Here is a 26,491-nt window from a genome sequence, read left to right on the forward strand (position 1 = left end):
AAACAAGCGAGGCGAATAATAATGGTTACAAATTTGTCAATGCAACGCTGCGCTTTATATAATATTATATATAAAATCATATAGATTGGTGTGCATGATGAGTAAATTACAACTAAAGCCACGCGAATTAAAAATTATATCCGTCATCGCAGCAACCCACAGTATTGGCGATGCCGCCGCCCTGCTGAGCATGGCGCAGGCCAACGTCAGTAAATATCTCTCTGATTTTGAAACACGGGTTGGACTTAAGGTTTTTGAGCGCACCACGCGCCAGCTGGCCCTGACCCAGTTCGGTGAAGCATTACTCCCTTACATTAACGCCTCGCTGGACAAAAACAGCCAACTTGTTAATTTCATTGCTGATTATAAGCACGAAAAACGTGGAAAAGTGACAATCTATGCCCCTACGGGCATTGTGACCTACCTCGCGCGACACGTGATCCACAAGATAGAGGACATCGGTGATATCCGCATCTCCCTGAAAACGTACAACCTGGATCGGAATGAATATTCAGAAGGTGTTTCCTTTCCTGATGACTGCGATATTTTAATCACCTATGCGCAACCGAAAGACGAAAGTCTGGTTGCGAGTGTTTTAACAAAATATTCGGTCACAGCATTTGCAACCAAAGAGTATTTAAATAAACACCCCTTAACGGGACCTGAAGATTTAATTAACCACTCCTGTATTCTTATAGACTCCATGCTGGTTGATGATGCAAACATCTGGCGTTTCCGCGTGCATGGCAGCGATGAGATCCATGATTATAGAGTGACCGGGAACTATATTTGCGACAATACGCAGACGGCCCTGGAACTGGCAAGAAATAACCTTGGAATTGTTTTTGCTCCCAAAGAGAGCCTGAAAAAAGAATTAACTCAGGGAATGTTGGTCCCTTGCTTCCCGCATCAGGAGGAGTGGTGGCTCGACCTGACGACCATATTCCGCAAGCGCGAATATCAACCCTGGCGTGTGCAATACGTCCTGGATGGCGTACTAAACTGCCTGCGCCAGCAAATTGCTCAGGCCGTCAATGGACGGCCTGAGCGGAGTGATTAGAACAGTCCCAGAGGTTTATCGGAATAACTGACCAGTAGACATTTTGTCTGCTGGTAATGCTCCAGCATCATCTTGTGCGTTTCACGCCCGATGCCCGATTGCTTATAACCACCAAATGCCGCATGCGCCGGATAGGCATGGTAACAGTTAGTCCATACACGACCGGCCTGAATGCCTCTTCCCATCTTATAAGCCAGATTACCGTTGCGGCTCCAGACACCCGCCCCCAGGCCATACGGTGTGTCATTCGCAATTTCCAGTGCCTCCTCCATCGTTTTGAAGGTCGTCACTGCCAGCACCGGTCCGAAAATTTCCTCCTGGAAGACTCGCATATTGTTCTTACCGAACAGGATCGTCGGCTCAAGATAATACCCTTCCTGCAGATCCCCACCGAGCACTTTACGGCGGCCACCGGTCAGGATATCTGCCCCTTCTTTCTTGCCGATATCAATATAGTTGAGGATCGTTTCCAGTTGTCCATGAGAAACCTGCGCCCCCATCTGGGTGACACTATCAAGCGGGTTACCGCTGCGGATAGACTCCACACGACGGATCGCGCGCTCCATAAAGCGCTCGTAAATTGACTCCTGAACCAGCGCCCGGCTCGGGCAAGTGCACACTTCCCCCTGATTGAAGGCAAACAGAGCAAACCCTTCCAGGGCTTTATCGAAGAAGGCATCTTCTTCATCCATCACATCGGCAAAGAAAATATTCGGAGACTTACCGCCCAGTTCCAGCGTTACCGGAATGATGTTCTGCGTCGCGTACTGCATGATCTGCTGACCCACTTCCGTCGACCCGGTAAATGCCACCTTGGCGATACGTTTTGAGGTCGCCAGATATTCACCAATTTCACCTCCGGCACCGTTCACCACGTTGACCACCCCCGGTGGCAGCAGATCGCCAATCACTTCCATCAACAACAGGACCGACAGCGGGGTCAGGCGCGCCGGTTTGAGGACAATACAGTTCCCTGCTGCCAGCGCAGGTGCCATTTTCCAGCTCGCCATCAGCAGCGGGAAGTTCCACGGAATGATTTGCCCCACCACGCCCAAAGGTTCGTGGAAGTGATACGCCACGGTATCGCTGTCGACCTCACTGATTCCGCCTTCCTGAGCACGAATACAGGAAGCAAAATAGCGGAAGTGGTCAATGGCCAGCGGCACATCTGCCGCCATTGTTTCCCGGATAGGCTTGCCGTTATCCCAGGTTTCCGCCGTCGCCAGCAGCTCCAGATTTTGCTCCATCCGGTCGGCAATCTTGAACAATATGGCCGCACGGTCCTGGACGGAAGTATGGCCCCATTTATCTTTCGCTTTATGCGCCGCATCCAGCGCCAGATCGATATCACGCTTGCCGGAGCTGGCTATCTCACAAAGCGGCTGACCGGTGACGGGGGTCAGGTTGGAATAGTATTCGCCGTCGACGGGAGCCACCCAGGCACCGCCAATAAAGTTGTCATAACGGGGTTTCAGCTTGAGGGGAAAACCATACTCGCCAGGCTGGATACGCGATGAGGGAGGATTGTTTGTCATGACCGTCTCCTTGCTGTTGGTGTACAACAAGGGTAGTCCCGACTGACGATTTTCTCGCCAGCCGGTGACGGGTTTACGACAAGGGTCACATCGCGGCGCGGTAAATTTCCATTATCTCTTCATGGGTCGCCTGAACCGGGTTGGTGAACCCACAGGCATCCTTCAGCGCATTGGTTGCCAGGACCGGAATATCTTCCTCTTTGACGTTCAGTTCGCGAAGGCCCGCCGGGATATTGACCTTGCGGGCCAGCGCACGGATCTCAACGATGCAGGCCTGGGCTCCCTGCATGTCGGTCATCTCACTCACATTCACGCCCATGGCTTTTGCACAGTCGCGCAGACGCCCCGCCGCAGCCTTGCTGTTAAACACCTGAACGTGTGGAAGCAGTACAGCATTACAGACGCCATGCGGCAGATCGTAGAAGCCACCCAACTGATGCGCCATCGCGTGTACATAGCCTAGTGAAGCATTGTTAAACGCCATTCCAGCGAGGAATTGTGCATAGGCCATCGCTTCACGCGCCTGAGCGTTACTGCCATCTTCAACGGCATGTACCAGGTTTTCACTAATCATCGTCACCGCTTTCAGCGCGCAGGCATCGGTAATAGGTGTGGCCGCCACAGACACATACGCTTCAATCGCATGCGTCAGGGCATCCATACCGGTTGCCGCTGTCAGTGAGGGTGGCATTCCTGACATGAGCGAGGAATCGTTAACGGACAGTACTGGCGTAACGTGCTTATCCACTATCGCCATTTTAATATGACGCGTCTCATCAGTAATAATACAGAAACGCGTCATTTCCGAAGCCGTACCCGCGGTAGTATTAATCGCAATCATCGGCAATTGGGGCTTTGCAGAGCGATCGACACCTTCATAATCACGAATATCACCGCCGTTCACTGCCACCAGCGCAATACCTTTTGCACAATCGTGAGGTGAACCACCACCCAGTGAAATAATACAGTCACACTGATTTGCTTTTAATATTTCCAGACCTGCCGCCACATTTGCTGTCGTCGGATTAGGGTGCGTGCCGTCATACACAACGCTGGAAATATCACGTTCTTTCAGAGCATGTTGAATACTGGAGACCATACCCAGCTTGCTCAGCATGGTATCGGTGACAATCAGCGCGCGGCGCCAGCCGTAGTCGCGCATGGTATCCATTGCGGTGTTTAATGAATCAGAACCAATAATATTCACGGAAGGAATATAAAATACAGATGCAGCCATGATATTTCCTCAAAGAGATAAAAATTGTCTGCAGCATAAGGTAAAGATTACTCAAAAAACATGATCAAAAATATGATTTTGCGAAGACCTTCGCAGGTTGAATAAATTTAACCCTGCGAAGGTGTGAATTAATATTTAAATCTCTTTCTATCTATTCTATTTTTGTATTAATTCCTGTTTTATGTTTGCGGAAATAATAGTGAATCGCGTAATAAATGATCATTTCCGCGACGGCGGGTAAACCCGATACGGTTGAAATATTCCAGGATCTGGATCGCCAGCTTGCGGCCAACATTCAAACGGTCGCGGAAATCGGCTGCACAGGTAGAGCCTCGTTCCTGATCCAGCTCACGGATCAGGTTGGCAAACGCAACAATGCGATCGTTACGGTAATAACGATCTTTCACGATCGCGACGATAAGCCCCTGCTGCGCCGCATGGCGCAATACCTGGCGCATCACTTGCTCGTCAGTATTCGTTTGGCGGGCCAGATCGCGAACCCACCATGGCTCATCGCCAAACAGTGATGCCACTTTTTGCCATACTGCCTCTTGCTCAGCGGTAAACCCGGCTTTGTGATCCGGCAGATGCAGCCAACCGTGGTGACTTTTAATCGCCCCCGTTTCGCGCATATTTTCAATCAACAGCAGCACCAGAGCATCGTCTTCCATCGGCAGCGCCATGCGGCGCAGACGCTCGCGGCCGGGGCCCGGTTCATCCTGATGCTGTTCATGGTAAGTCGCAAGCGTGTTCAATATTTTACGCTGCCAGTGCGCCGCCACCGGGGCATTCAGCAGGCTGTTGCCAGCCTGAATAAAGCCCGGCTCCTGGGTCAGCTGACGTAAACCTTCCTCACTCAACTGGCGAGCCCATGCAAAGTCAGCAAGATTCACCGCACCGCGCTCGAGATGAACCAGCAGCGCTGTTTTATCATCCGTCGCCTGCGCCAGAGCAGACAGCCATTGCAGATACTCAGGTTTACGCTTGCCACGTCGCGGTGAGTGAAGTGTCACCACTCGCGCCCCGGCCAGCGTTTCCCGCGCTGAAATATCGCGCAGAACAAGACGGTCATTATCCGCAAGCCAGAGTGGTGAATCAAAAACCAGCTCGGCAAGGTCGTTTTCCAGCAGCGAGATGCGTCCGGTAATATGGCTGGCCGCGTGATGAATATGCAGCGGTTGCCATTGAGTCAGCGGCATGTGCGTCTGCAGGGAGACGATCACGCGCTCAGACGGTTCTGGAGGGGTATCAGCCAACAGCCAGTCACCACGGTTAAGCTGGTCTTTTTCCGCATCACCGGCAATATTGAGTGCGATTCGCTGCCCGGCATGAGCATGCTCTACGGGCTGGTTTTGCGCATGTAAACCGCGCACGCGCATCGGTTTGTTAACGCCCGTCAGCCATAAACTGTCACCCACTCTCACTTCGCCGCTTAGCGCCGTACCCGTGACGACCAGACCCGCACCTTTAACGGTAAACGCCCGATCAATCGCCAGACGGAAACGATGATGGCTGGCGTGCTCGCGCGAAGAGAGATGCTGTAAGTGGTGGCGAATTGCGTCGATACCGCGACCTTCAGTCGCTACGGTGACAAAAAGCGGCGCATCGGCAAAACCATATTCACGTAAGGTCGCCTGTACCGTTTCGCGCACCTCACTGATGCGCGCCTCATCCACGCGATCGGCTTTGGTCAGCGCAACGGTTAGCTGCGGGTTGCCCGTCAGCTGCAGGATCGCCAGATGCTCGCGCGTTTGCGCCATCACGCCGTCATCGCAGGCCACCACCAGCAGGGCATGATCGATCCCCCCCACGCCCGCCAGCATGTTGGACAGAAACTTTTCATGCCCCGGAACATCAATAAAGCCCAGCACGCGACCATCAGGCTGTGGCCAGTAGGCATAGCCCAGATCGATGGTCATGCCGCGCTTTTTCTCTTCCGGAAGACGATCGGCATTTACGCCCGTAATCGCCTGCAATAACGTGGTTTTTCCGTGGTCGACATGACCGGCGGTGGCAATAATCATTTCAACAACATCTCCAGAAATCGCTCTTCATCTTCAAGGCAGCGTAGATCCAGCCACATTCTGCCGTCGTAAATCCGCCCGATAACCGGCGTCGGCAACGCGCGCCAGCGCGACGACAGGGTTTCAAGGTGGCTACCGCGCCCGTCACGCGGCGTGAACGTGAGCGCTTCACTCGGCAGTCTGTCCACTGGCAGTGAACCGCTGCCAATCTGCGACTGGCAGGGTTCAATGCGAACGTCAAAATCAGGGTAATGAGGGGCAACTCGGGGTAGCAGCAATTCACCCTGTGCACGAATTGAAGCGGCATCCCGGGTTAGCAAACGCAGCGTGGGCAGGCGGTCAGCCAGTTTCTCCGGATGCAGATAGAGCCGCAATGTCGCTTCCAGTGCCGCGAGCGTCATTTTATCCGCGCGCAGGGCTCGCTTGAGCGGATGCTGCTGCAACTGCGCAATCAGCTCACGCTTACCCACTATTATCCCCGCCTGCGGCCCCCCCAGCAGTTTGTCGCCGGAAAAGCTCACCAGGCTAACACCCGCCGCAATCATCTCTTGTGGCATCGGCTCTTTTGGCAAACCGTACTGGCTGAGATCGACCAGGGAACCACTACCGAGATCGGCAATCACCGGTATATTCAGCTCGCGCCCAATCGCTGCCAGCTCAGCTTCTTCAACGGTTTTGGTGAAACCTTCAATATGGTAATTGCTGGTATGAACCTTCATCAGCAGGGCGGTATTTTCATTCACCGCCGCGCGATAATCTTTCGCATGAGTGCGGTTAGTGGTGCCCACTTCATGCAGCGAACAGCCCGCCTGACGCATCACGTCCGGAATGCGAAACGCGCCGCCAATCTCAACCAGCTCACCGCGGGAAACCACCACCTCTCTGCCGCTAGCGGTGGCCGCCAGCATCAGCAGCACCGCGGCGGCGTTGTTATTCACAACGCAGGCATCTTCCGCGCCGGTCAGCTGGCAGAGAAGGTCCGCCAGTGCCCGGTCACGATGTCCGCGCCCTGCACCGTCCAGATCGTACTCCAGCGTCACAGGCATTCGCATGGCCTGCACGACCGCAGCAACCGCCTCTTCCGCCTGTTGCGCGCGCCCCAGGTTGGTGTGCAGTACCGTACCCGTCAGGTTAATCACCGGACGAAGTGCACTTTGCGTTTTCTCGTCCAGCCGCTTTTCAACTTCCTGCTCCCACGCCGTGCACCAGTCGGGTAGTGTGTTTTCTGCCTGAATGTGGTGTCGGGCTTCATCCTGAAGCAACCGTAACATCTCAACCGTCGCGGTATGGCCGAAACGCTCAACAGCAGCATGAATGCGAGGCTCGCGAAGAAGACGGTCGGTAGCGGGAATTTGGCTGTACAGCGAATGATGAGTAGTCATGAAAGCGCCTGGCGAGTAAATATCATCCCCCCTCCCGACGGGAGAGGGAGTTAACATGTGGAGGGATTGTACCGCCTCCGGCAGCGAAGTGTTATAACCCGCATCAAGCCTTTGGCGGTTCGGTGCGGGCAAAACTCTCGCGGCTAAACAGCGTTTCGGCAAGTTTTACCAGCAACGGGCGATCGACACACCAGCCAGGGGAAACATGACGGAAGTTGAGATAACCGATGGCGCAGGCGATCGCTATTGTCGCCAGATCCACTCTGTCAGGCTGGATTTTTCCCTCCTGGATGAGCTGCTCACACATATCCAGGCTGCGGCTGATTTTTTCACGCTGGCGTAGCAGTTCTGTTTCCGACTGTTGGGCGGCGGGTCTTGCCTGCTCGCGTACGGAAGTTAACGCCGCATCCATAATGCCATCGGCCAGGGCTTCAATTTGCTTCACAACCAGCGCGGCTTTTGGGTCAGCCGGTAGCATTGCCGGGGCGACGCCCAGCAGCTCGATGTACTCCGCAATAATCGGGGAATCAAACCAGTATTCACCCTCGTTCGTCACCAGTGCCGGGACTTTACCTAGCGGGTTGTACTGCGCGACGCCGTTTTCGGCGTTGTAAGGCTGTTCATTGACGAATTCAAATTCAATCCCTTTCTCCAGCAGGAGAATAGAGATTTTTCGCACGAAGGGACTGGTGTAGCTACCGATGAGTTTCATTGCCTGATCCTTGATGCCGGAAAAAAATCAGTATGGATCAAGCGACGAAAAAAGGGCAGGTCTGCATGTCGCATTCCTGCCCTGAAAGGATTAGTGATCGAGGTAGAGGTAGTGCATCCAGCTGGTCATACGCAGCAGTACCTTACGCATCACCGAAACATGGGCGAAATGGTCCGAATAAACCGCCACCTGAGCATAAATACCGTCTGGCAGTGCATCGACATCGGCATTCGGGTCAAGCTCGATAGTACCCAGCACGCCATCCGTACCCGGAACCACCGTCAGAGACTGCAGCGCACCCTGAGCCTGATATGATCCACCCGGCACCACCGGCAGAATGCTGGTGAGCTTACCGGAGAAGACCTGACCCGGCAGCGCGTTGAACACCACTTCAGCTTCATCGCCCGGTTTCAGACGCAGCAGCGAGTTCTGACGGAACTGCGCCACAATCTGACGTTTCTGTTCCGGGATAAAGACCATCACCGGGCGCAGAGGCAGCGCGGCGGCATACGTCCCCGGACGAATCAGTACCTGGGTGATATAGCCATTGCTTGGCGCACGCACTACGGTCTGTTCCAGGTTGTATTTGGCTTCGGCAAGCTGGGCGCGCAAAGAGGCAACCTGAGATTGCTCACCGTTAACCATGCTGTCTAACTGAGTCTGAATTTGCGTCTGTTCGGCTACAGAGCCTTTAACCAGCGCGTCTTGTGCCAGATAGTTCTGGCGCGCATTGTCGATATCGCTTTCAGAGAACGGGTTAACCTTTGCCTGACTGCCTTTCAGGTAGCGCTGATAATCTTTATACAGACGATCGCGTTCCGCAGACACCCGCGTGGTGTTGGCTACCGCTTCTGACAGTTGTGCCTTGAGGTTGTCGATGTTGTGCGTCGCAGTGACCAGGTCAGCCTGGAGTCTGTCTACACGCGCCTGGTAACGGCCTGGATCAAGTTTAAATAACACTTCACCTTTTTTAATGAGCTGATTATTTTTATCAGTCACTTCACTGACCACCCCGGTGACCTGCGGCGTAATCGGAATAGAAATAACCGCCTTTTGAGCCGTAAAGGTATACGGGTGGTTATAGTTCATTAACAGGATAAGTCCGGCAACAATAAATATCCCGCCTAATGTCGCGGTGGCGAGCGTCCACTGGTTAACGGGAATACGGAATATTTTAAAGATGGCCCAGGCAAATGCCACATAGGTCAGAACAATCAACAGATCCATGATTAGCGCTCCAGCGTGTTCTTATCAGCTGTGGGTTGTGCCGCTGCCAGCTTTTGTTCAAGCTCCGCCACGCGTTTGGTCAGTGCATCCATGCCCGGTACCTCATCAGGCTTCGAGATGTGGTTCTGCATCCCCCAGCCGCGATCTTCACGGTAAAGCGTGGCCCAGATCCACAGGAACGGCCATATAGCATGGAGCGTAAACAGGCTAATCCATCCTGCCGTATGAATCGCATCGGCATGGGGATGGTTACGTTTTTTGGCCATATTATACGGGATGTCATGAATGGCTATGACGCCGTAAAAAAGGACCAGGAATACGAAAATCAATACGCCCAGCGCAAAATAGTTGAGAAACATATTCTCCTCACTTAAACAACGTCAACTCATTAAATTAATAAAACGGTACGCAACCTAATTAATTTTTTATAGGAACAGTAATCACTTGCTATTTCAGCAGCCGGGGAGTATGGATTTTTATAATATCTCCATGCAAGTTTATAAACGTGTCAAAATATAACCTGAATAATAATAGACTTAACCTTACAATATGAGCGTAATCCACGTTTACACTTTTCGCCATACCACATCTGAAAAGTGGTTTTTTAGCTTTCTGTGTCGCCCCATGCCATCCTGACGCTAAATCGCAAGACAGAATTTGTTAAGGATCACAGCCGGAGAATTCTGCATAAAAATATTTTGTGAAATAAGTCACAATACAGAGACAAATCCGCCAGGATCAAATGTGACAAAAATCACAAAAAAGGGTCATTTCTGCTCTATTTTTCGTCATCGTATTTTTTTTGCCCACTTAATTTGTGATTCAGATCACCACATTGATATCCACACCCCCTACATTTACGTGACATAAATCACACAAATTTTCGTCATCTGGACAGTTGAACGATTCAGTGCCAGATTTCACAGCATGAACAGGGCCCGGCTACCTCTGCCGCCTCACATTAACAATAAACCTCGGGCCGCAAGCCTAAGCGTAAACAGAAGAAGGGGTGTTTTATGTCATCCGATTTCAAGATCAAAGTACAAAGCTTTGGTCGTTTCCTCAGCAACATGGTGATGCCAAATATCGGCGCGTTTATCGCGTGGGGTATCATCACCGCATTGTTCATTCCGACAGGGTGGTTGCCTAACGAAACGCTGGCGAAACTTGTTGGCCCAATGATTACTTATCTGCTGCCGCTGCTCATCGGTTTCACCGGTGGTCGTCTGGTGGGCGGTGACCGTGGCGGTGTAGTGGGTGCAATCACCACAATGGGTGTGATTGTCGGTGCGGATATGCCAATGTTCCTGGGCGCAATGATTGCGGGTCCTCTGGGCGGCTGGGCAATCAAACACTTTGACTCCTGGGTAGACGGTAAGATTCGCTCTGGCTTCGAAATGCTGGTGAACAACTTCTCCGCAGGCATCATTGGTATGATCCTGGCGATTCTGGCGTTCCTCGGCATTGGCCCTGCGGTTGAAGTACTGTCCAAAATTCTGGCAGCAGGCGTTAACTTCATGGTTGCTCACGACATGCTGCCGCTGGCGTCTATCTTTGTTGAGCCGGCGAAAATCCTGTTCCTTAACAACGCCATCAACCACGGTATCTTCTCACCGCTGGGTATTCAGCAGTCTCATGAGCTTGGCAAATCCATCTTCTTCCTGATTGAAGCGAACCCGGGCCCGGGTATGGGTGTTCTGCTGGCGTACATGTTCTTTGGTCGCGGTAGCGCGAAGCAGTCTGCGGGCGGTGCGGCTATCATTCACTTCCTGGGTGGTATCCACGAAATTTACTTCCCGTACGTGCTGATGAATCCGCGTCTGATCCTGGCCGTTATCCTCGGCGGTATGACCGGTGTGTTCACACTGAGCGTGCTGGGCGGTGGTCTGGTTTCTCCGGCGTCTCCGGGTTCTATCCTGGCGGTACTGGCGATGACGCCAAAAGGGGCTTACTTCGCAAACATCGCGGCTATCTGTGCAGCAATGGCGGTCTCCTTCGTGGTCTCTTCTATCCTGCTGAAAACCAGCAAAGTGAAAGAAGATGATGATATCGAAGCGGCTACCCGTCGTATGCACGACATGAAAGCGGAATCCAAAGGTGCTACACCGCTGGCGGCTGGTGATGTCTCTAACGACCTGAGCCACGTGCGTAAAATCATCGTTGCCTGTGACGCCGGTATGGGTTCCAGCGCAATGGGTGCAGGTGTGCTGCGTAAAAAAGTGCAGGATGCGGGTCTGACTAACATCTCTGTGACCAACAGCGCCATCAACAGTCTGCCACCGGATGTGGACCTGGTTATCACGCACCGCGATCTGACCGAACGCGCCATGCGTCAGGTTCCGCAGGCACAGCATATTTCGCTGACCAACTTCCTCGACAGCGGCCTGTACACCAGCCTGACCGAGCGTCTGGTTGCCGCGCAGCGTCACGAAGACAACGAAGTGAAAGTGCGCTCCAGCCTGCAGGACAGTTTCGACGAGAGCAACGCCCACCTGTTCAAACTGGGTGCGGAGAACATCTTCCTCGGTCGTACTGCTGCTACCAAAGAAGAGGCGATTCGCTTTGCCGGTGAGCAACTGGTGAAAGGTGGCTACGTTCAACCTGAATACGTTGATGCGATGCTGGAACGTGAAAAACTGACGCCAACATACTTGGGTGAATCTATCGCGGTTCCGCACGGTACGGTTGAAGCGAAAGATCGCGTGCTGAAAACCGGCGTCGTATTCTGTCAGTATCCGCAGGGTGTGCGCTTCGGTGAAGAAGAAGACGACATCGCCCGTCTGGTGATTGGTATCGCCGCTCGCAATAACGAGCACATTCAGGTGATTACCAGCCTGACTAACGCCCTGGATGATGAGTCTGTCATTGAGCGTCTGGCCAGCACCACCAGCGTGGAAGAAGTACTGGCGCTGCTGAACAAGTAAGCCCATTTCCGCCCTCTCCCCACTGGGGAGAGGGCTAGGGTGAGGGGAAAGTTATGCGGTTCCTCACCCCAGCCCTCTCGGGTAAAAAACATTGATGAAGGTTAACACTATGAAAGCATTACATTTTGGCGCAGGTAATATCGGTCGTGGCTTTATCGGCAAACTGCTGGCAGACGCGGGCATTACACTGACATTCGCCGATGTGAACCAGGTGGTGCTAGACGCCCTGAATGCCCGTCATAGCTACCAGGTACACGTGGTTGGAGAAAACGAGCAGGTTGAAACGGTTTCAGGTGTGAATGCCGTAAGCAGCATTGGCGACGACGTTATCGACCTTATTGCCAGCGTTGACCTGGTGACCACCGCCGTGGGTCCGGTCGTGCTTGAGCGTATCGCTCCTGCAGTGGCGAAAGGCCTCGCAAAACGTAAAGCGCAGAACATTGATACCCCGCTGAACATCATCGCCTGTGAAAACATGGTGCGTGGCACCACGCAGTTGAAAGGCCATGTGCTCGCCGCTGTTGCCGACGAAGATAAAGCCTGGGTTGAAGCGCACGTGGGGTTTGTTGATTCTGCCGTTGACCGTATCGTCCCACCGTCTGAATCCGCCACCCACGACCCGCTGGAAGTGACCGTTGAAACCTTCAGCGAGTGGATCGTCGATAAAACGCAGTTTAAAGGCGCGCTGCCAACCATCCCGGGGATGGAATTAACTGATAACCTGATGGCATTTGTCGAACGCAAACTCTTCACGCTGAACACCGGGCATGCTATAACCGCGTACCTCGGAAAATTGGCCGGTCATCAGACCATCCGTGACGCGATTCTCGATGAGAACATTCGCGCTGTGGTAAAAGGGGCAATGGAAGAGAGCGGCGCGGTGCTGATCAAACGCTACGGTTTTGATGCTGATAAACACGCAGCATACATCCAGAAAATCCTCGGTCGTTTTGAAAACCCGTATCTGAAAGATGACGTTGAGCGCGTTGGCCGTCAGCCCCTGCGCAAGCTGAGCGCGGGCGATCGCCTGATTAAACCGCTGCTGGGCACGCTGGAATACGGTCTGCCGCACGCCAACCTGGTGAAAGGGATTGCCGCCGCAATGCACTACCGCAGCGAGCAGGATCCTCAGGCGCAGGAACTGGCTCAATTGATTAATGATAAAGGCGCGCAGGCTGCGCTGGCGCAGATTTCAGGTCTGGACGCCAACAGCGACGTGGTTGTGGAGGCGGTTAACGCATATAACGCAACCAAATGATGCAGAGTGTGGCGCAGGTAATCCTGCGCCCTGATTACAGATTGTCAGATATGCAGGCAATAATGGAACAAACCCAGGCCTTTGAAAATCGTGTGCTTGAGCGTCTGAATGCTGGCAAAACCGTACGAAGTTTCCTGATTGCCGCCGTCGAGTTGCTAACCGAGGCGGTGAATATCCTGGTGCTTCAGGTGTTTCGCAAAGACGACTACGCGGTAAAATATGCTGTAGAACCGTTACTGGACGGAGACGGCCCGCTGGGCGATCTCTCAGTGCGTCTGAAGCTGATTTATGGCCTTGGTGTGCTGAGCAGGCCAGAGTATGAAGACGCTGAGCTGTTGATGGCGCTGCGCGAAGAGTTAAATCATGACGGTAATGAGTACACCTTTACCGATGATGAGATCCTTGGACCTTTCGGCGAGTTGCATTGCGTCACCGCCCTTCCCCCGGCACCTCAGTTTGATAACAGCGATCCTGAGCTATACGCGATGCAAAAGCTGCGTTATCAACAGGTTGTTCGCTCCACAATGGTCCTCTCCCTGACTGAGCTGATTTCCCGAATCAGCTTAAAAAAAGCGTTTCAGAAGTAAGCCTGCTCACATTGGTGTATCCTTCCCTGTAAATTCCCCGTTTTCAGAGTTATTTGTCATGAAAGAAGTCGAAAAGAACGAAATTAAACGCCTGAGCGACCGTCTGGATCTGATCCGCCACCAGATGGCTGGCCTGTCACTGGTCGATTCCGCCGAGAAGTACGCTGAGCTGGAAAAAGAGGTCGCCACGCTGGAAACCGAAATCGAGCGCCTGCGCGAAGTCAAAGGTCAGAAGCTGAGCAAAGAAGCGCAGAAGCTGATGAACATGCCGCACCGCCGTGCGATCACCAAAAAAGAGCAGGCCGACATGGGCAAGCTGAAGAAAAGCGTTCGTGGTCTGGTGGTGGTGCACCCGATGACCGAGCTGGGCCGTGAAATGGGCCTGAAAGAGATGACGGGTTTTTGTAAGACCGCGTTCTGATCATTCCCCCTCTCCCTGTGGGAGAGCTTCGGGGTGAGGGCATCAGGCTCCACCCCGCTTCAAATTGGCCCAACCAATCCCCTGTTTCTTTCTTCCCCGCTTCACAAATCCATCATTTCTGCTCACAAAACCATTGCCAGCTCATAACATCTGGTTAACCATTCATTGTCATTAACCCTACAACACAACATTGGCAGGACCACTTTTACACAACCTGTGACGCAGAGTTGAGCGGAGACTCACCCGCAGCGCAGGCTGTCTGGTCCCCAGGAGACCTGCATGAGCCTCTGGCAACAAAACTACGACCCGGCCGGAAATATCTGGCTGTCGAGCCTGATCGCATCGCTTCCGATCCTGTTCTTCTTCTTTGCGCTGATTAAGCTCAAGCTGAAGGGCTACCTCGCCGCGACGTATACCGTTGCTATCGCGCTGATGGTGGCGCTGTTCTTCTATAAAATGCCGGTCGATCGCGCACTGGCCTCTGTCGTCTACGGTTTCTTCTACGGCTTGTGGCCGATTGCGTGGATCATCATCGCCGCGGTCTTTGTCTATAAAATCTCGGTGAAAACCGGGCAGTTCGACATCATTCGCTCGTCAATCCTCTCCATCACGCCGGACCAGCGCCTGCAGATGCTGATTGTCGGCTTCTCCTTTGGGGCGTTCCTGGAAGGGGCAGCAGGTTTTGGCGCACCGGTGGCGATCACCGCCGCGCTGCTGGTCGGTCTGGGCTTTAACCCGCTGTATGCCGCGGGTCTGTGCCTGATTGTGAACACCGCCCCCGTCGCGTTTGGTGCGATGGGCATTCCAATTCTGGTGGCCGGACAGGTCACCGGGCTGGACAGCTTCGAGATTGGCCAGATGGTGGGCCGCCAACTGCCGTTCCTGACCATTATCGTGCTGTTCTGGATCATGGCGATTATGGACGGCTGGCGCGGCGTGAAGGAGACCTGGCCTGCGGTGATGGTGGCAGGTGGTTCGTTCGCCATCGCCCAGTATCTCAGCTCCAACTTCCTCGGCCCTGAACTGCCGGACATTATCTCTTCGCTGGTTTCGCTGGTTTGTCTGACGCTGTTCCTGAAGCGCTGGCAGCCGGTACGTATTTTCCGTTTTGCCGATATGGGCGCCTCTCAGGTCGATCAAACCCTGGCGCGTACAGGCTATACGGCAGGACAGGTGATCCGTGCCTGGTCGCCGTTCCTGTTCCTGACCGCAACGGTGACGCTGTGGAGCATCCCACCGTTTAAAGCCCTCTTCGCACCGGGTGGCGCACTGTACGACATGGTGATTAACATCTCCGTGCCGTTCCTCGACAAGATGGTCGCCCGTATGCCGCCAGTGGTCCACACCGCAACGCCGTATGCCGCGGTATACAAATTCGACTGGTTCTCCGCGACCGGTACGGCGATTCTGTTCGCCGCTATCCTTTCTGTTGTCTGGCTGCGCATGAAGCCTGTCGCTGCAGTACAGACCTTTGCGGCGACCATTAAAGAGCTGATGCTGCCGATTTACTCCATCGGCATGGTGCTGGCGTTCGCGTTTATCTCGAACTACTCCGGCCTGTCATCGACGCTGGCGCTGGCGCTGGCCCATACCAGCCACGCCTTCACCTTCTTCTCGCCGTTCCTCGGCTGGCTGGGGGTGTTCCTGACCGGTTCAGATACCTCGTCTAACGCCCTGTTTGCTGCTCTGCAGGCAACGGCGGCCCAACAGATTGGTGTGTCAGATGTCCTTCTGGTGGCAGCTAACACCACTGGCGGCGTGACCGGGAAAATGATCTCCCCGCAATCTATCGCCATTGCCTGTGCTGCGGTGGGACTGGTGGGTAGAGAGTCGGACCTGTTCCGCTTTACCGTGAAACACAGCCTGATATTCACCTGCATGGTCGGGGTGATCACCACCCTGCAGGCCTATGTCTTAACCTGGATGATTCCATGATAGTGATGCCCAGACGCCTGTCCGACGAGATAGCCTCTCGCGTGCGGGCGCTGATTGAAGAACAACAGCTGGAAGCGGGCATGAAATTGCCCGCCGAACGCCAGCTCGCCGCCCAGCTTGGTGTATCACGTAATTCGCTGCGTGAGGCACTGGCAACACTGGTCAGCGAAGGGGTACTGGTAAGCCGCCGCGGTGGTGGCACGTTTGTCCGCTGGCAGCATGATGACTGGTCTGAGCAAAACATCGTTCAGCCACTGAAAACGCTGATGGAGAACGACCCGGACTACAGCTTCGACATCCTTGAAGCGCGTCACGCCATCGAAACCAGTACCGCCTGGCATGCAGCCATGCGGGCAACCGAGGCCGATAAAGAGAAGCTAAGAGCCTGTTTTGAGGCCACGCAAAGCAGTGACCCGGATATCGCCTCCCAGGCGGACGTGCGCTTTCACCTGGCGATTGCCGAGGCATCACACAACGTGGTTCTGCTGCAGACCATGCGCGGTTTCTTCGACTTGCTGCAATCCTCCGTGAAGCAGAGCCGCCAGCGTATGTATCTGGTTCCGCCGGTGTTTGCCCAGCTGACCGAACAACACGAGGCGGTGCTCAACGCCATTCTGGCCGGTGATGCCGAGGCCGCGCGCAAAGCGATGATGGCGCATCTGGGCTTCGTACACACCACCATTAAACGATTCGATGAAGATCAGGCCCGACAGGCGCGTATTACCCGTCTGCCTGGCGACAGTGATATTTCCAGGGAGAACAAAGCATGATTATTTCAGCAGCCAGTGACTATCGCGCCGCGGCGCAGCGCATTTTGCCACCTTTCCTGTTTCACTATATCGACGGCGGGGCCTATGCCGAGCACACCCTGCGTCGCAACGTGGAAGACCTGTCGGAAGTGGCTCTGCGCCAGCGCGTGCTGAAGAATATGTCTGACCTGAGCCTTGAGACGAAATTGTTCAATGAAACGCTCTCCATGCCGGTCGCCCTCGCCCCCGTAGGCCTGTGCGGCATGTACGCCCGTCGTGGCGAAGTACAGGCGGCCGCGGCTGCAGATGCCAAAGGCATTCCGTTTACCCTCTCCACCGTTTCCGTCTGCCCGATTGAAGAAGTCGCTCCAACCATCAAGCGCCCGATGTGGTTCCAGCTGTACGTTCTGCGCGATCGCGGGTTTATGCGTAATGCGCTGGAGCGTGCCAAAGCGGCGGGCTGCTCAACGCTGGTCTTTACCGTCGATATGCCAACCCCCGGCGCACGCTACCGTGATGCTCACTCAGGCATGAGCGGCCCGAATGCCGCCCTGCGCCGTTACTGGCAGGCGGTGACGCATCCGCAATGGGCCTGGGATGTCGGTCTGAACGGCCGTCCACACGATCTGGGCAACATCTCGGCTTACCTTGGTAAACCTACCGGACTGGAAGATTACATCGGCTGGCTGGCAAATAACTTCGACCCGTCCATCTCCTGGAAAGACCTGGAGTGGATCCGCGATTTCTGGGACGGCCCGATGGTGATCAAAGGGATCCTCGACCCGGAAGACGCCCGCGACGCAGTACGCTTTGGCGCTGACGGGATTGTGGTTTCTAACCACGGCGGACGCCAGCTTGACGGTGTGCTCTCTTCCGCACGAGCCCTGCCTGCCATTGCCGATGCAGTGAAAGGCGACATCGCTATCCTGGCCGACAGCGGCATCCGCAGCGGGCTCGACGTGGTGCGTATGATCGCGCTGGGCGCTGACAGCGTACTGCTGGGGCGTGCGTATCTGTATGCGCTGGCGACGGCGGGCCAGGCGGGTGTGGCAAACCTGCTGAACCTGATCGAAAAAGAGATGAAGGTGGCGATGACGTTAACTGGCGCGAAAACGATTAGTGAGATCAGCAAGGATTCCCTGGTGCAGGAGTTAAGCAAATTACCGGCGGCGCTGGCTCCGCTTGCTCAGGGAAACGCAGCCTGAGTCTTCCCCATTAACACCTCTTTTTCACGCGCCCGATTCCCCCTCGGGCGCTTTTTTATGCCAAAAATAACATCCAGATAACATATTGGATAAGAAAATTTGACATCAACCTGCCGCGCGCAATTGTATAGACAAGCAAATACAAGAACACAAAAACAACATCACATCAGAGGGGAGCGTATGACATATTCAGGTAAGGTGGATATTCAGCAGGTGATCGATGAGAGTCCCTTTTCAGGGTTTCACTGGCTTCTTATCGTGCTGGGCTTTCTGGTTCTGGCGATCGATGGTTTTGATACGGCGGCGATGGGTTACATCGCGCCTACGCTGTCGGCAGAATGGGGGATACACAAACAGGATCTAGGGCCGGTGCTGAGCGCAGCGCTGCTGGGGCTGTCGTTGGGGGCACTTATCGCCGGTCCGGTATCGGACCGGATGGGACGCAAGCGCGTACTGGTCTTTTCGTGTCTGTTCTTCGGCCTCGCGAGCCTGGGAACGGCCTGGGCGCAAAGTCTGAATACGCTCACGCTGTGGCGCTTTCTGACGGGTCTGGGCCTCGGCGCTGCAATGCCCAACGCCATCACGCTGATCTCCGAGTTTGCCCCCCAGCGCTGCCGCGCCATGGCGATTAACACCATGTACTGCGGCTTCCCTCTGGGTGCGGCAGGCGGCGGCGCGATCTCTTCCTGGCTTATCCCCCACCACGGCTGGCGAAGCGTGCTACTGACCGGCGCGATTGCTCCGCTGATTTTAACGCTGCTGCTGGCGCTGCTTTTACCGGAGTCAGTGAAGTTTCTGGTACAGCGCGGGAAAGACGTCATGCAGATCCGCCGTATCGCCAGCCGGTTCGCCCGCAGCACGCTGGAGAGTGCCACGGGCTTTTTCCTGGCGGAGGAGAAAGTCGTGTCTAAAAAAGGGAGCGTGGCGCAGTTGTTTTCTATGCCCTGGCTGCCCGGTACCCTGATGCTGTGGGTGACCTATTTTATGGGGCTGGTCATTTACTACGTCCTGCTGAGCTGGATGCCGACGCTGATGCAGGGGATGGGTTATGCTCTGGCGGAATCCGCCTGGCTCACCTCGCTGTTCACCTTCGGCGGTACCGCAGGCATTCTGCTCGCGGGCTGGATGATGGACCGCTGGGAAGCGCACAAGGTGGTCGCAGGGGGATTTGTCCTGACAATGGTACTGATCCTGTTACTCGGCCTTGAGCAAAACCATATCGCCCTGTTTGGCGGACTGATTTTCCTGATGGGGATCGCAATGAACGGTGCGCAATCGGGCATGCAGACCCTGGCCGCTACCTTTTACCCTACCGAGTGCCGCGCGACAGGTATCGCCTGGATGCAGGGCATCGGCCGCTTTGGCGGCGTGGCGGGAACCATGACCAGCGCCCAGCTTCTTTCCATGCAGTGGCAGGCAGACAGTATTTTAATGATCCTCAGCGTACCCGCCCTGGTGGCCGCTGCGGCAACCGTCTACAAAATGCTGTATAGCCGCTCGCAGGAACCCGGCGTCGCGTAGTTCCTCTCTTTTCTGCTATTCTGCCCCCGCAATTAAGGGGGCAGCATGCTTAACATCGTTTTATTCGAACCAGAAATCCCGCCGAATACCGGCAACATCATCCGCTTGTGTGCGAACACCGGTTTTCGCCTGCATATCATTGAACCAATGGGTTTTACGTGGGACGACAAACGTCTGCGGCGCGCGGGGCTGGATTATCATGAATTTACTGCCGTGGTGCGTCATCATGATTACGCCGCGTTTCTGGAAAGCGAAAAGCCACAGCGTATGTTCGCCCTGACCACGAAAGGGACGCCTGCACACAGCGCGGTGAGCTATCAGGAAGGGGATTATCTGATGTTTGGCCCGGAAACCCGTGGCCTGCCCGCAATCATCCTGGACGCCCTGCCCGCAGAGCAAAAAATCCGTATTCCAATGATGCCGGACAGTCGCAGCATGAACCTGTCAAATGCAGTGTCAGTGGTTGTGTATGAAGCATGGCGCCAGTTGGGATACCCGGGCGCCATTCTCAGAAGTTAAATACCGTCCCCATACTCGAAAGTATGGTGGATACCGTTGAAGTGCTGATCCATATCCATCGACGGTTTATCGCTGTCTGGCTTGCCGACAATACGTGCCGGTACGCCAGCGGCGGTGGTGTGCGGCGGAACTGGCTGAAGCACGACTGAACCCGCACCAATCTTCGCCCCGCGCCCTACTTCGATATTCCCGAGGATCTTGGCACCTGCGCCAATCATCACCCCTTCACGGATCTTCGGGTGACGATCGCCGCTGGTTTTGCCCGTACCGCCCAGCGTGACCGATTGCAGAATAGAGACGTCATCTTCAATTACCGCCGTTTCACCGACAACAATGCCGGTGGCATGGTCGAGCATAATCCCACGGCCAATTTTCGCCGCCGGGTGGATATCAACCTGAAAGGTTACAGACACCTGGTTTTGCAGGAAGATGGCCAGCGCGCGGCGGCCTTCGTTCCACAGCCAGTGACCAATGCGGTAGGCCTGAAGCGCATGGAAGCCTTTCAGGTACAGCAGCGGTGTAGAGTATTTATCGACAGCCGGGTCACGCGTGCGCACAGCCTGGATATCACAGGCGGCAGAGGCGATCATTTCCGGATCTGCGGCGTAGGCCTCTTCTACCACTTCGCGAATGGCGATGGCAGGCATAATTGAGGAGGCCAGTTTGTTGGCAAGCATATAGCTCAGGGCGCTGCCGAGGTTTTCGTGCTTGAGTAGCGTCGCGTGGTAGAAACTGGCCAGCATAGGCTCGCAGTCGGCCAACGCCCGGGCTTCGGCTTTAATATTGTTCCAGACGATATCCAGTTCTTCACACGGCATTGCTTACTCCAGACGTAATAGTACGATCGGCCAGTCTCTGCTGGCCGTATCGTTGGGTGACAACGGTTCCCTGCGACTAGTTGCTGCTGCGCTCGTCCTTGCGCGCACGACCTAATAAGGTCAATGCTGCCTCGCGCGCATTTTTTCCGCAATACAATACCTGATAAATTTCCTCGGTTATTGGCATTTCAACGCCAAACCGATGGGCAAGTTCGCGAACTTCTTTGGTATTGCGGTAACCTTCAACCACCTGACCAATCTTCTCCTGCGCGCCTTTTACATCGCTGCCCTGTCCGAGCATCATGCCAAAGCGGCGGTTACGAGACTGGTTGTCGGTACAGGTCAGCACCAGGTCGCCCAGACCTGCCATCCCCATAAAGGTCTCCGGATCGGCACCCAGTGCCGCTCCCAGACGGGACATTTCTGTCAAACCACGGGTGATCAACGCCGTACGTGCGTTGGCACCAAAACCAATGCCGTCTGACATCCCGGCACCAATCGCAATCACGTTCTTCACCGCACCGCCCAGCTGCACGCCGATAAAATCGGGGTTGCTGTAGACGCGGAAGCTCTTGCCGCAGTGCAGCAGCTGTTGAAGATCGTCGGAGAAGGCCTGATCGGTTGAAGCCAGCGAAATCGCTGTTGGCAGGCCAGCAGCCAGCTCTTTAGCAAACGTCGGCCCGGAGATGACGGCCAGCGGGATAGTATCACCCAGCGCTTCGCGGGCAACGTCCTGCAGCAGACGCCCGGTTTCGGCTTCCAGTCCTTTCGTCGCCCATACAATACGTGCATCCGGACGCATCAGCGGCTTGATCTGGCGCAGCACTTCGCCAAAGACATGGCTTGGCACCACAATCAGAATGTTGCGGCTGGCTGCCAGTGCAGTCGCAAGATCGCTTTCCAGGTGCAGGGTGTCTGGGAACGGAACGTCAGGGAGAAACGCCACGTTGCAGCGGTCATGTTGCAACGTCGCGATATGTTTTGGATCGTGGCCCCACAGGACCACATCGTGACCATTTCTTGCCAGTGTGATGGCAAGAGCGGTGCCGTATGAGCCGGCACCGATCACAGTCATTGACGCATTAACAGTGCTCATCAGGCATCCTGATGTTGTTCAGCACCTTCGCCAGCTTGCTGCTGCAGATAGTTCATGAACAGCGCATCAAAGTTTACTGGCGCAAGGTTCAGTTGCGGGAATGTACCGCGAGAAACCAGGCTGGTGATGCATTCACGCGCATACGGGAACAGGATGTTCGGGCAGTATGCACCCAGGCAATGCGCCATCTGGTTGCCTTCAATGCCGCCGATGGAGAAGATGCCGCCCTGCTGTACTTCACACAGGAAAGCCGTTTCTTCGCCCAGAGAAGCGGTAACAGTCACACGCAGTACGACTTCATACACATCATCCGCCAGTTGGGTGGATGCAGTATCCAGATCAAGTTTAACCTCTGGCTGCCAATCTTTCTGGAAAACGTGTGGCGCATTTGGCGCTTCGAAAGAGACATCCTTGGTGTAGATGCGCTGGATCTGGAAAGTCATTTCGGTGTTGTTTTGTTCTGACATGGAAAAACCCTTTTTAATTGTCCTAAAGTCTCTTAGCGCAGCAGGGGATCGAGTCCACCACGTGCGTCGAGCGCATACAAGTCATCACAGCCGCCAATGTGCTGCGCATCAATAAAAATCTGCGGAACCGTCGTGCGACCACTACGTTGAATCATCTCTTCGCGTTTTGTCGCGTCACCATCGATTGGCAATTCCTGGAACGTGACGCCTTTGCTGTTAAGCAGTGCTTTCGCACGATGGCAGAACGGACAGGTTGCTTTGGTGTAGATCTCAATATTGGCCATCACTGAACTCCTTATTTACCGCGAACCAAAGGAAGATTTTCCCCGCTCCAGCCGGAAATACCTTCTTTCAGTACCGTTACGTTTTCGAAACCTGCTTTGTGCAGTGCGTTAGCCGATTCCTGCGCCTGCATGCCAGTACCATCCACGACGATAATTGGCTGGGCTTTATGCTTTTCCAGCTCACCAACGTTGTTCGCTTTGATTTCAGCAGGCAGCAGGTTGATAGAACCTGCGATGTGGCCTTTGCGGAAATCATCACGCTGACGGAGATCGACAACCACAGCGTCTTCTTTGTTGATCAGGCGCGTGGCTTCACCACGGGTGATCACCTTAATTTTAGACGTCAGCCCTTTAAAGGTAGTGAACAGCACAGCGGCCAGCAGGCCAATCCACGCGATGCTCAGAACCGGGTGGCGGCTAACAAATTGCATAATTTCTTGCATGGGGGGTAACAACTCCCGACTAAGTGATTAAAAAAACCAGGACAGGAGTATACCTGTGCGTTGTGGCAAATACAGCCAGCGACATTAAGCTAATCCATTTTCTGCGGCATGCCACGAAAAAAAAGCCTCAAAATGACCAGAGAAGCGCCTTACCCCTACGCATTCTTTGATCTTCTGCGGCTATTTGATCGATTCAGCTGTAGTAAAATTACGCAAATTTTTCGTCTCTTGAGCATGAGGTTGTCGCAATGTCGGTTTCTAAAAAACCTATGGTACTGGTGATTCTGGATGGCTATGGCTACCGTGAAGATCAACAGGATAACGCCATTTTCAACGCCAAAACCCCGGTCATGGATGCACTGTGGGCAAAACGTCCCCATACCCTGATTGACGCATCCGGCCTGGAAGTCGGTCTGCCGGATCGCCAGATGGGTAACTCCGAAGTGGGTCACGTGAACCTGGGCGCGGGCCGTATCGTGTATCAGGATCTGACCCGCCTGGACGTTGAAATCAAAGAACGTACCTTCTTCTCCAACCCTGTTCTGTCTGGCGCGGTAGATAAAGCCGTGGCTGCAGGCAAAGCCGTTCACGTCATGGGCCTGCTCTCTGCTGGCGGCGTTCACAGCCACGAAGATCACATCATGGCGATGGTTGAACTGGCCGCTGAGCGCGGTGCGGAAAAAATCTATCTGCACGCCTTCCTGGACGGTCGCGATACGCCACCACGCAGCGCTGAAGGTTCGCTGAAAGCCTTCGAAGACAAATTTGCCGCATTAGGCAAAGGCCGTGTGGCGTCCATTATTGGTCGTTACTACGCGATGGACCGCGACAATCGCTGGGATCGCGTTGAACAGGCCTATGACCTGATGACCCTGGCAAAAGGTGAATTCCAGTTCGCCACCGCCGTTGAAGCCCTGGAAGCGGCTTATGCACGTGATGAAAACGACGAATTCGTGAAAGCGACCGTCATTCGTGCTGAAGGCCAGGCTGATGCCGCCATGGAAGATGGCGACGCGCTGATCTTCATGAACTTCCGTGCTGACCGCGCGCGTGAAATCACCCGTGCGTTCGTTAACAGCGATTTCGACGGTTTTGCCCGTAAGAAAGTGGTCAACCTCGATTTCATCCAGCTGACTGAATACGCGGCAGACATCAAAGCCCCATGTGCATATCCACCAGCCTCGCTGGCCAATACTTTTGGTGAGTGGATGGCGAAGAACGATAAAACGCAGCTGCGTATTTCCGAAACTGAAAAATACGCACACGTGACCTTCTTCTTCAACGGCGGTGTGGAAGAACCGTTCAAAGGCGAAGACCGTATTCTGATCAACTCGCCGAAAGTGGCCACCTACGATCTGCAGCCAGAAATGAGCTCTGCGGAACTGACCGAAAAACTGGTTGCGGCCATCGAAAGCGGCAAGTACGACACCATCATCTGTAACTACCCAAATGGCGATATGGTTGGCCATACCGGGGTCATGGAAGCGGCGGTAAAAGCAGTTGAAGCGCTGGATCACTGTGTTGATCAGGTCGCGAAAGCCGTTGAATCTGTTGGCGGTCAGCTCCTGATCACCGCTGACCACGGTAACGCTGAACAGATGCGTGACCCGGCAACCGGCCAGGCACACACCGCCCATACCAACCTGCCTGTTCCACTGATTTATGTCGGTGATAAAGCCCTGAAAGCAGTGGAAGGCGGCAAGCTTTCTGACATCGCGCCAACCATGTTGTCGCTGATGGGTATGCCGATCCCTGAAGAGATGACTGGTAAGCCGCTGTTCATCGTGGAATAATCGCTCCCCATGAGGGGAAAGGCGATTTTTTCAATCACATGGGTCGTGAAGCCGCTTAGGTTATCAGTCAGACCTCTGTTTTACGCCAGCGCACTCAGCGCTGGCGTATTGCTGTGCGCCGCATCCGCCCACGCGGATGACCGCGACCAGCTCAAATCTATTCAGGCCGATATCGCCGCCAAAGAGCGTGCGGTACGTCAGCAACAACAGCAACGCTCCGCACTGCTCGCCCAGCTTAAACAGCAGGAAGAGGCTATCTCCGCCGCCACGCGTAAACTCCGTGAAACACAAAACACCCTCGCCCAGTTGAATAAACAGATCGACGAGATGAACGCGTCGATTGCCAAACTGGAACGTCAGCGTGATGCGCAGGAACGCAACCTTGCAGCGCAGCTTGATGCCGCATTCCGCCAGGGTGAGCACACCGGCCTTCAGCTGATCCTCAGCGGCGAAGAGAGCCAGCGCGGTCAGCGCCTGCAGGCTTACTTTGGCTACCTGAACCAGGCGCGTCAGGAGACTATCGCGCAGCTGAAACAGACGCGCGAAGAGGTCACCACGCAAAAAGCCGAGCTGGAAGAAAAGCAGAGCCAGCAGCAGACGCTGCTCTACGATCAGCAGGCCCAGCAGGCAAAACTCGAGCAGGCACGTAACGAGCGTAAGAAAACGCTTTCTGGCCTTGAGTCCTCCATTCAGGAAGGGCAGAGCCAGTTGAGCGAAATGCGTGCCAACGAATCAAAACTGCGCAACAGCATCGCCCGTGCGGAAGCCGCAGCGAAAGCACGCGCCGACAAAGAGGCCCGCGAGGCGCAGGCCGTTCGCGACAAACAGCAGGAAGCATCCCGCAAAGGGACAACCTACAAACCAAGCGAAAGCGAACGTTCCCTGATGTCGCGAACCGGTGGTTTGGGCTCTCCTCGCGGCCAGGCGTACTGGCCCGTACGTGGTTCAATTCTGCATCGTTATGGCGAACAGCTGCAGGGTGAGCTACGTTGGAAAGGGATAGTTATCGGTGCGTCTGAAGGTAGCGAAGTGAAAGCTATTGCCGATGGCCGCGTGATTCTGGCCGACTGGCTGCAGGGTTACGGGCTGGTGGTGGTGGTCGAACACGGTAAAGGTGATATGAGTCTTTACGGCTACAACCAGAGCGCACTGGTCAGCGTCGGCACGCAGGTGCGCGCCGGCCAACCCATCGCCCTTGTGGGCAGCAGTGGCGGTCAGGGCCGCCCGTCACTCTATTTCGAAATTCGTCGCCAGGGTCAGGCGGTCAATCCACAGCCGTGGTTGGGAAGATAAG

At 54.7% G+C, this 26,491-nt stretch carries 24 protein-coding genes; 12 read left to right on the plus strand and 12 right to left on the minus strand.

Translation table 11 applies throughout. The features are described 5' to 3' along the window. Window positions 1-94 precede the first annotated feature (94 nt). Window positions 95-1,060, plus strand: a complete 966-nt coding sequence (locus JGF26_RS19365) for a LysR family transcriptional regulator (protein ID WP_134708570.1) — start codon at window positions 95-97, stop codon at window positions 1,058-1,060. Here the strand turns inward: JGF26_RS19365 and aldB are convergent. The 7 genes from aldB to JGF26_RS19400 form a co-directional block, all read right to left on the minus strand. Continuing rightward, the gene (aldB, locus tag JGF26_RS19370; protein WP_028018230.1) at window positions 1,057-2,595 is read right to left on the minus strand and encodes an aldehyde dehydrogenase AldB; all 1,539 of its coding nucleotides are present in this window, start codon (window positions 2,593-2,595) and stop codon (window positions 1,057-1,059) included. The two genes, JGF26_RS19365 and aldB, sit on opposite strands and share 4 nt — an antisense overlap. Window positions 2,596-2,680: 85 nt before the next feature. Beyond that, complete coding sequence (gene yiaY / locus JGF26_RS19375) at window positions 2,681-3,832, minus strand: L-threonine dehydrogenase (RefSeq protein ID WP_028018229.1); 1,152 nt, start codon at window positions 3,830-3,832, stop codon at window positions 2,681-2,683. A 179-nt stretch (window positions 3,833-4,011) separates the two neighbouring features. Further along, window positions 4,012-5,856 carry a selenocysteine-specific translation elongation factor gene (gene selB / locus JGF26_RS19380; protein WP_134708571.1) on the minus strand — a complete coding sequence of 615 codons (1,845 nt, stop codon included), beginning with the start codon at window positions 5,854-5,856 and terminating at the stop codon, window positions 4,012-4,014. Beyond that, window positions 5,853-7,238 carry an L-seryl-tRNA(Sec) selenium transferase gene (gene selA, locus JGF26_RS19385; protein WP_134708572.1) on the minus strand — a complete coding sequence of 462 codons (1,386 nt, stop codon included), beginning with the start codon at window positions 7,236-7,238 and terminating at the stop codon, window positions 5,853-5,855. The genes selB and selA overlap by 4 nt, the downstream gene beginning before the upstream one ends. Window positions 7,239-7,341: 103 nt before the next feature. Further along, on the minus strand, window positions 7,342-7,950 hold the full coding sequence (locus tag JGF26_RS19390) for a glutathione S-transferase (RefSeq protein WP_134708573.1): 609 nt from the start codon (window positions 7,948-7,950) through the stop codon (window positions 7,342-7,344). 90 nt (window positions 7,951-8,040) lie between these two features. After that, window positions 8,041-9,177, minus strand: a complete 1,137-nt coding sequence (locus JGF26_RS19395) for an HlyD family secretion protein (protein ID WP_028018225.1) — start codon at window positions 9,175-9,177, stop codon at window positions 8,041-8,043. A gap of 2 nt (window positions 9,178-9,179) precedes the next feature. Beyond that, entirely contained in the window at window positions 9,180-9,536 is a 357-nt protein-coding gene (locus tag JGF26_RS19400; RefSeq protein ID WP_028018224.1) for a DUF3302 domain-containing protein, read from the minus strand. Window positions 9,537-10,193: 657 nt separating this feature from the next. Between JGF26_RS19400 and JGF26_RS19405 the strand changes: the two genes are divergently transcribed. The 9 genes from JGF26_RS19405 to trmL all read left to right on the plus strand — a co-directional run bounded on the left by JGF26_RS19405 (window position 10,194) and on the right by trmL (window position 20,296). Then, a complete protein-coding gene (locus JGF26_RS19405) occupies window positions 10,194-12,101 on the plus strand; it encodes a PTS mannitol transporter subunit IICBA (RefSeq protein ID WP_028018223.1) in 1,908 nt (635 codons plus the stop codon). Between the two features lie 109 nt (window positions 12,102-12,210). Next, window positions 12,211-13,359, plus strand: coding sequence for a mannitol-1-phosphate 5-dehydrogenase (gene mtlD, locus JGF26_RS19410; RefSeq protein ID WP_129325170.1), 1,149 nt, complete (start codon window positions 12,211-12,213; stop codon window positions 13,357-13,359). Continuing rightward, window positions 13,356-13,946 (plus strand): mannitol operon repressor MtlR, encoded by a 591-nt coding sequence (mtlR, locus tag JGF26_RS19415; RefSeq protein ID WP_128348976.1) that lies wholly within the window; start codon window positions 13,356-13,358, stop codon window positions 13,944-13,946. Before mtlD ends, mtlR begins: the two co-directional genes overlap by 4 nt. A 58-nt stretch (window positions 13,947-14,004) precedes the next feature. Further along, the gene (locus tag JGF26_RS19420) at window positions 14,005-14,367 is read left to right on the plus strand and encodes a YibL family ribosome-associated protein (RefSeq protein ID WP_024906604.1); all 363 of its coding nucleotides are present in this window, start codon (window positions 14,005-14,007) and stop codon (window positions 14,365-14,367) included. A 279-nt stretch (window positions 14,368-14,646) separates the two neighbouring features. Next, complete coding sequence (lldP, locus tag JGF26_RS19425) at window positions 14,647-16,302, plus strand: L-lactate permease (protein ID WP_134708574.1); 1,656 nt, start codon at window positions 14,647-14,649, stop codon at window positions 16,300-16,302. Beyond that, entirely contained in the window at window positions 16,299-17,072 is a 774-nt protein-coding gene (gene lldR, locus JGF26_RS19430; protein ID WP_028017883.1) for a transcriptional regulator LldR, read from the plus strand. The genes lldP and lldR overlap by 4 nt, the downstream gene beginning before the upstream one ends. Next, window positions 17,069-18,256: a quinone-dependent L-lactate dehydrogenase gene (gene lldD, locus JGF26_RS19435; protein ID WP_028017882.1), complete on the plus strand. Its 1,188-nt coding sequence runs from the start codon at window positions 17,069-17,071 to the stop codon at window positions 18,254-18,256. Before lldR ends, lldD begins: the two co-directional genes overlap by 4 nt. 180 nt (window positions 18,257-18,436) lie before the next feature. Further along, window positions 18,437-19,777, plus strand: coding sequence for an aromatic acid/H+ symport family MFS transporter (locus JGF26_RS19440; RefSeq protein WP_134708575.1), 1,341 nt, complete (start codon window positions 18,437-18,439; stop codon window positions 19,775-19,777). Between the two features lie 45 nt (window positions 19,778-19,822). After that, window positions 19,823-20,296, plus strand: a complete 474-nt coding sequence (trmL, locus tag JGF26_RS19445) for a tRNA (uridine(34)/cytosine(34)/5-carboxymethylaminomethyluridine(34)-2'-O)-methyltransferase TrmL (RefSeq protein ID WP_028017880.1) — start codon at window positions 19,823-19,825, stop codon at window positions 20,294-20,296. Here trmL and cysE read toward each other — a convergent pair. From cysE to JGF26_RS19470, 5 genes are all read right to left on the minus strand, one after another. Then, a complete protein-coding gene (gene cysE, locus JGF26_RS19450; protein ID WP_008502718.1) occupies window positions 20,293-21,114 on the minus strand; it encodes a serine O-acetyltransferase in 822 nt (273 codons plus the stop codon). The genes trmL and cysE overlap by 4 nt on opposite strands. A 76-nt stretch (window positions 21,115-21,190) precedes the next feature. Then, window positions 21,191-22,210 (minus strand): NAD(P)H-dependent glycerol-3-phosphate dehydrogenase, encoded by a 1,020-nt coding sequence (gpsA, locus tag JGF26_RS19455; protein WP_134708576.1) that lies wholly within the window; start codon window positions 22,208-22,210, stop codon window positions 21,191-21,193. Next, window positions 22,210-22,677 carry a protein-export chaperone SecB gene (secB, locus tag JGF26_RS19460; RefSeq protein ID WP_003860835.1) on the minus strand — a complete coding sequence of 156 codons (468 nt, stop codon included), beginning with the start codon at window positions 22,675-22,677 and terminating at the stop codon, window positions 22,210-22,212. Before secB ends, gpsA begins: the two co-directional genes overlap by 1 nt. A 32-nt stretch (window positions 22,678-22,709) precedes the next feature. Continuing rightward, window positions 22,710-22,961: a glutaredoxin 3 gene (gene grxC, locus JGF26_RS19465; RefSeq protein ID WP_014068373.1), complete on the minus strand. Its 252-nt coding sequence runs from the start codon at window positions 22,959-22,961 to the stop codon at window positions 22,710-22,712. 11 nt (window positions 22,962-22,972) lie between these two features. After that, a complete protein-coding gene (locus tag JGF26_RS19470; protein WP_028017878.1) occupies window positions 22,973-23,404 on the minus strand; it encodes a rhodanese-like domain-containing protein in 432 nt (143 codons plus the stop codon). Window positions 23,405-23,652: 248 nt separating this feature from the next. Between JGF26_RS19470 and gpmM the strand changes: the two genes are divergently transcribed. Together gpmM and envC are read left to right on the plus strand one after the other, a co-directional pair. Next, window positions 23,653-25,197, plus strand: coding sequence for a 2,3-bisphosphoglycerate-independent phosphoglycerate mutase (gene gpmM / locus JGF26_RS19475; protein ID WP_134708577.1), 1,545 nt, complete (start codon window positions 23,653-23,655; stop codon window positions 25,195-25,197). Between the two features lie 33 nt (window positions 25,198-25,230). Further along, window positions 25,231-26,490 (plus strand): murein hydrolase activator EnvC, encoded by a 1,260-nt coding sequence (gene envC, locus JGF26_RS19480; RefSeq protein WP_240739585.1) that lies wholly within the window; start codon window positions 25,231-25,233, stop codon window positions 26,488-26,490. Window position 26,491: the final 1 nt, after the last annotated feature.

Source organism: Enterobacter sp. E1 (assembly GCF_016809815.1).
GTDB lineage: Bacteria > Pseudomonadota > Gammaproteobacteria > Enterobacterales > Enterobacteriaceae > Enterobacter > Enterobacter adelaidei.

Coding starts and splice junctions, on each gene's coding strand:
- JGF26_RS19365 (WP_134708570.1), top strand. CDS start 95: ATGATGAGTAAATTACAACTAAAGCCACGCGAATTAAAAATTATATCC.
- aldB (WP_028018230.1), bottom strand. CDS start 2,595: ATGACAAACAATCCTCCCTCATCGCGTATCCAGCCTGGCGAGTATGGT.
- yiaY (WP_028018229.1), bottom strand. CDS start 3,832: ATGGCTGCATCTGTATTTTATATTCCTTCCGTGAATATTATTGGTTCT.
- selB (WP_134708571.1), bottom strand. CDS start 5,856: ATGATTATTGCCACCGCCGGTCATGTCGACCACGGAAAAACCACGTTA.
- selA (WP_134708572.1), bottom strand. CDS start 7,238: ATGACTACTCATCATTCGCTGTACAGCCAAATTCCCGCTACCGACCGT.
- JGF26_RS19390 (WP_134708573.1), bottom strand. CDS start 7,950: ATGAAACTCATCGGTAGCTACACCAGTCCCTTCGTGCGAAAAATCTCT.
- JGF26_RS19395 (WP_028018225.1), bottom strand. CDS start 9,177: ATGGATCTGTTGATTGTTCTGACCTATGTGGCATTTGCCTGGGCCATC.
- JGF26_RS19400 (WP_028018224.1), bottom strand. CDS start 9,536: ATGTTTCTCAACTATTTTGCGCTGGGCGTATTGATTTTCGTATTCCTG.
- JGF26_RS19405 (WP_028018223.1), top strand. CDS start 10,194: ATGTCATCCGATTTCAAGATCAAAGTACAAAGCTTTGGTCGTTTCCTC.
- mtlD (WP_129325170.1), top strand. CDS start 12,211: ATGAAAGCATTACATTTTGGCGCAGGTAATATCGGTCGTGGCTTTATC.
- mtlR (WP_128348976.1), top strand. CDS start 13,356: ATGATGCAGAGTGTGGCGCAGGTAATCCTGCGCCCTGATTACAGATTG.
- JGF26_RS19420 (WP_024906604.1), top strand. CDS start 14,005: ATGAAAGAAGTCGAAAAGAACGAAATTAAACGCCTGAGCGACCGTCTG.
- lldP (WP_134708574.1), top strand. CDS start 14,647: ATGAGCCTCTGGCAACAAAACTACGACCCGGCCGGAAATATCTGGCTG.
- lldR (WP_028017883.1), top strand. CDS start 16,299: ATGATAGTGATGCCCAGACGCCTGTCCGACGAGATAGCCTCTCGCGTG.
- lldD (WP_028017882.1), top strand. CDS start 17,069: ATGATTATTTCAGCAGCCAGTGACTATCGCGCCGCGGCGCAGCGCATT.
- JGF26_RS19440 (WP_134708575.1), top strand. CDS start 18,437: ATGACATATTCAGGTAAGGTGGATATTCAGCAGGTGATCGATGAGAGT.
- trmL (WP_028017880.1), top strand. CDS start 19,823: ATGCTTAACATCGTTTTATTCGAACCAGAAATCCCGCCGAATACCGGC.
- cysE (WP_008502718.1), bottom strand. CDS start 21,114: ATGCCGTGTGAAGAACTGGATATCGTCTGGAACAATATTAAAGCCGAA.
- gpsA (WP_134708576.1), bottom strand. CDS start 22,210: ATGAGCACTGTTAATGCGTCAATGACTGTGATCGGTGCCGGCTCATAC.
- secB (WP_003860835.1), bottom strand. CDS start 22,677: ATGTCAGAACAAAACAACACCGAAATGACTTTCCAGATCCAGCGCATC.
- grxC (WP_014068373.1), bottom strand. CDS start 22,961: ATGGCCAATATTGAGATCTACACCAAAGCAACCTGTCCGTTCTGCCAT.
- JGF26_RS19470 (WP_028017878.1), bottom strand. CDS start 23,404: ATGCAAGAAATTATGCAATTTGTTAGCCGCCACCCGGTTCTGAGCATC.
- gpmM (WP_134708577.1), top strand. CDS start 23,653: ATGTCGGTTTCTAAAAAACCTATGGTACTGGTGATTCTGGATGGCTAT.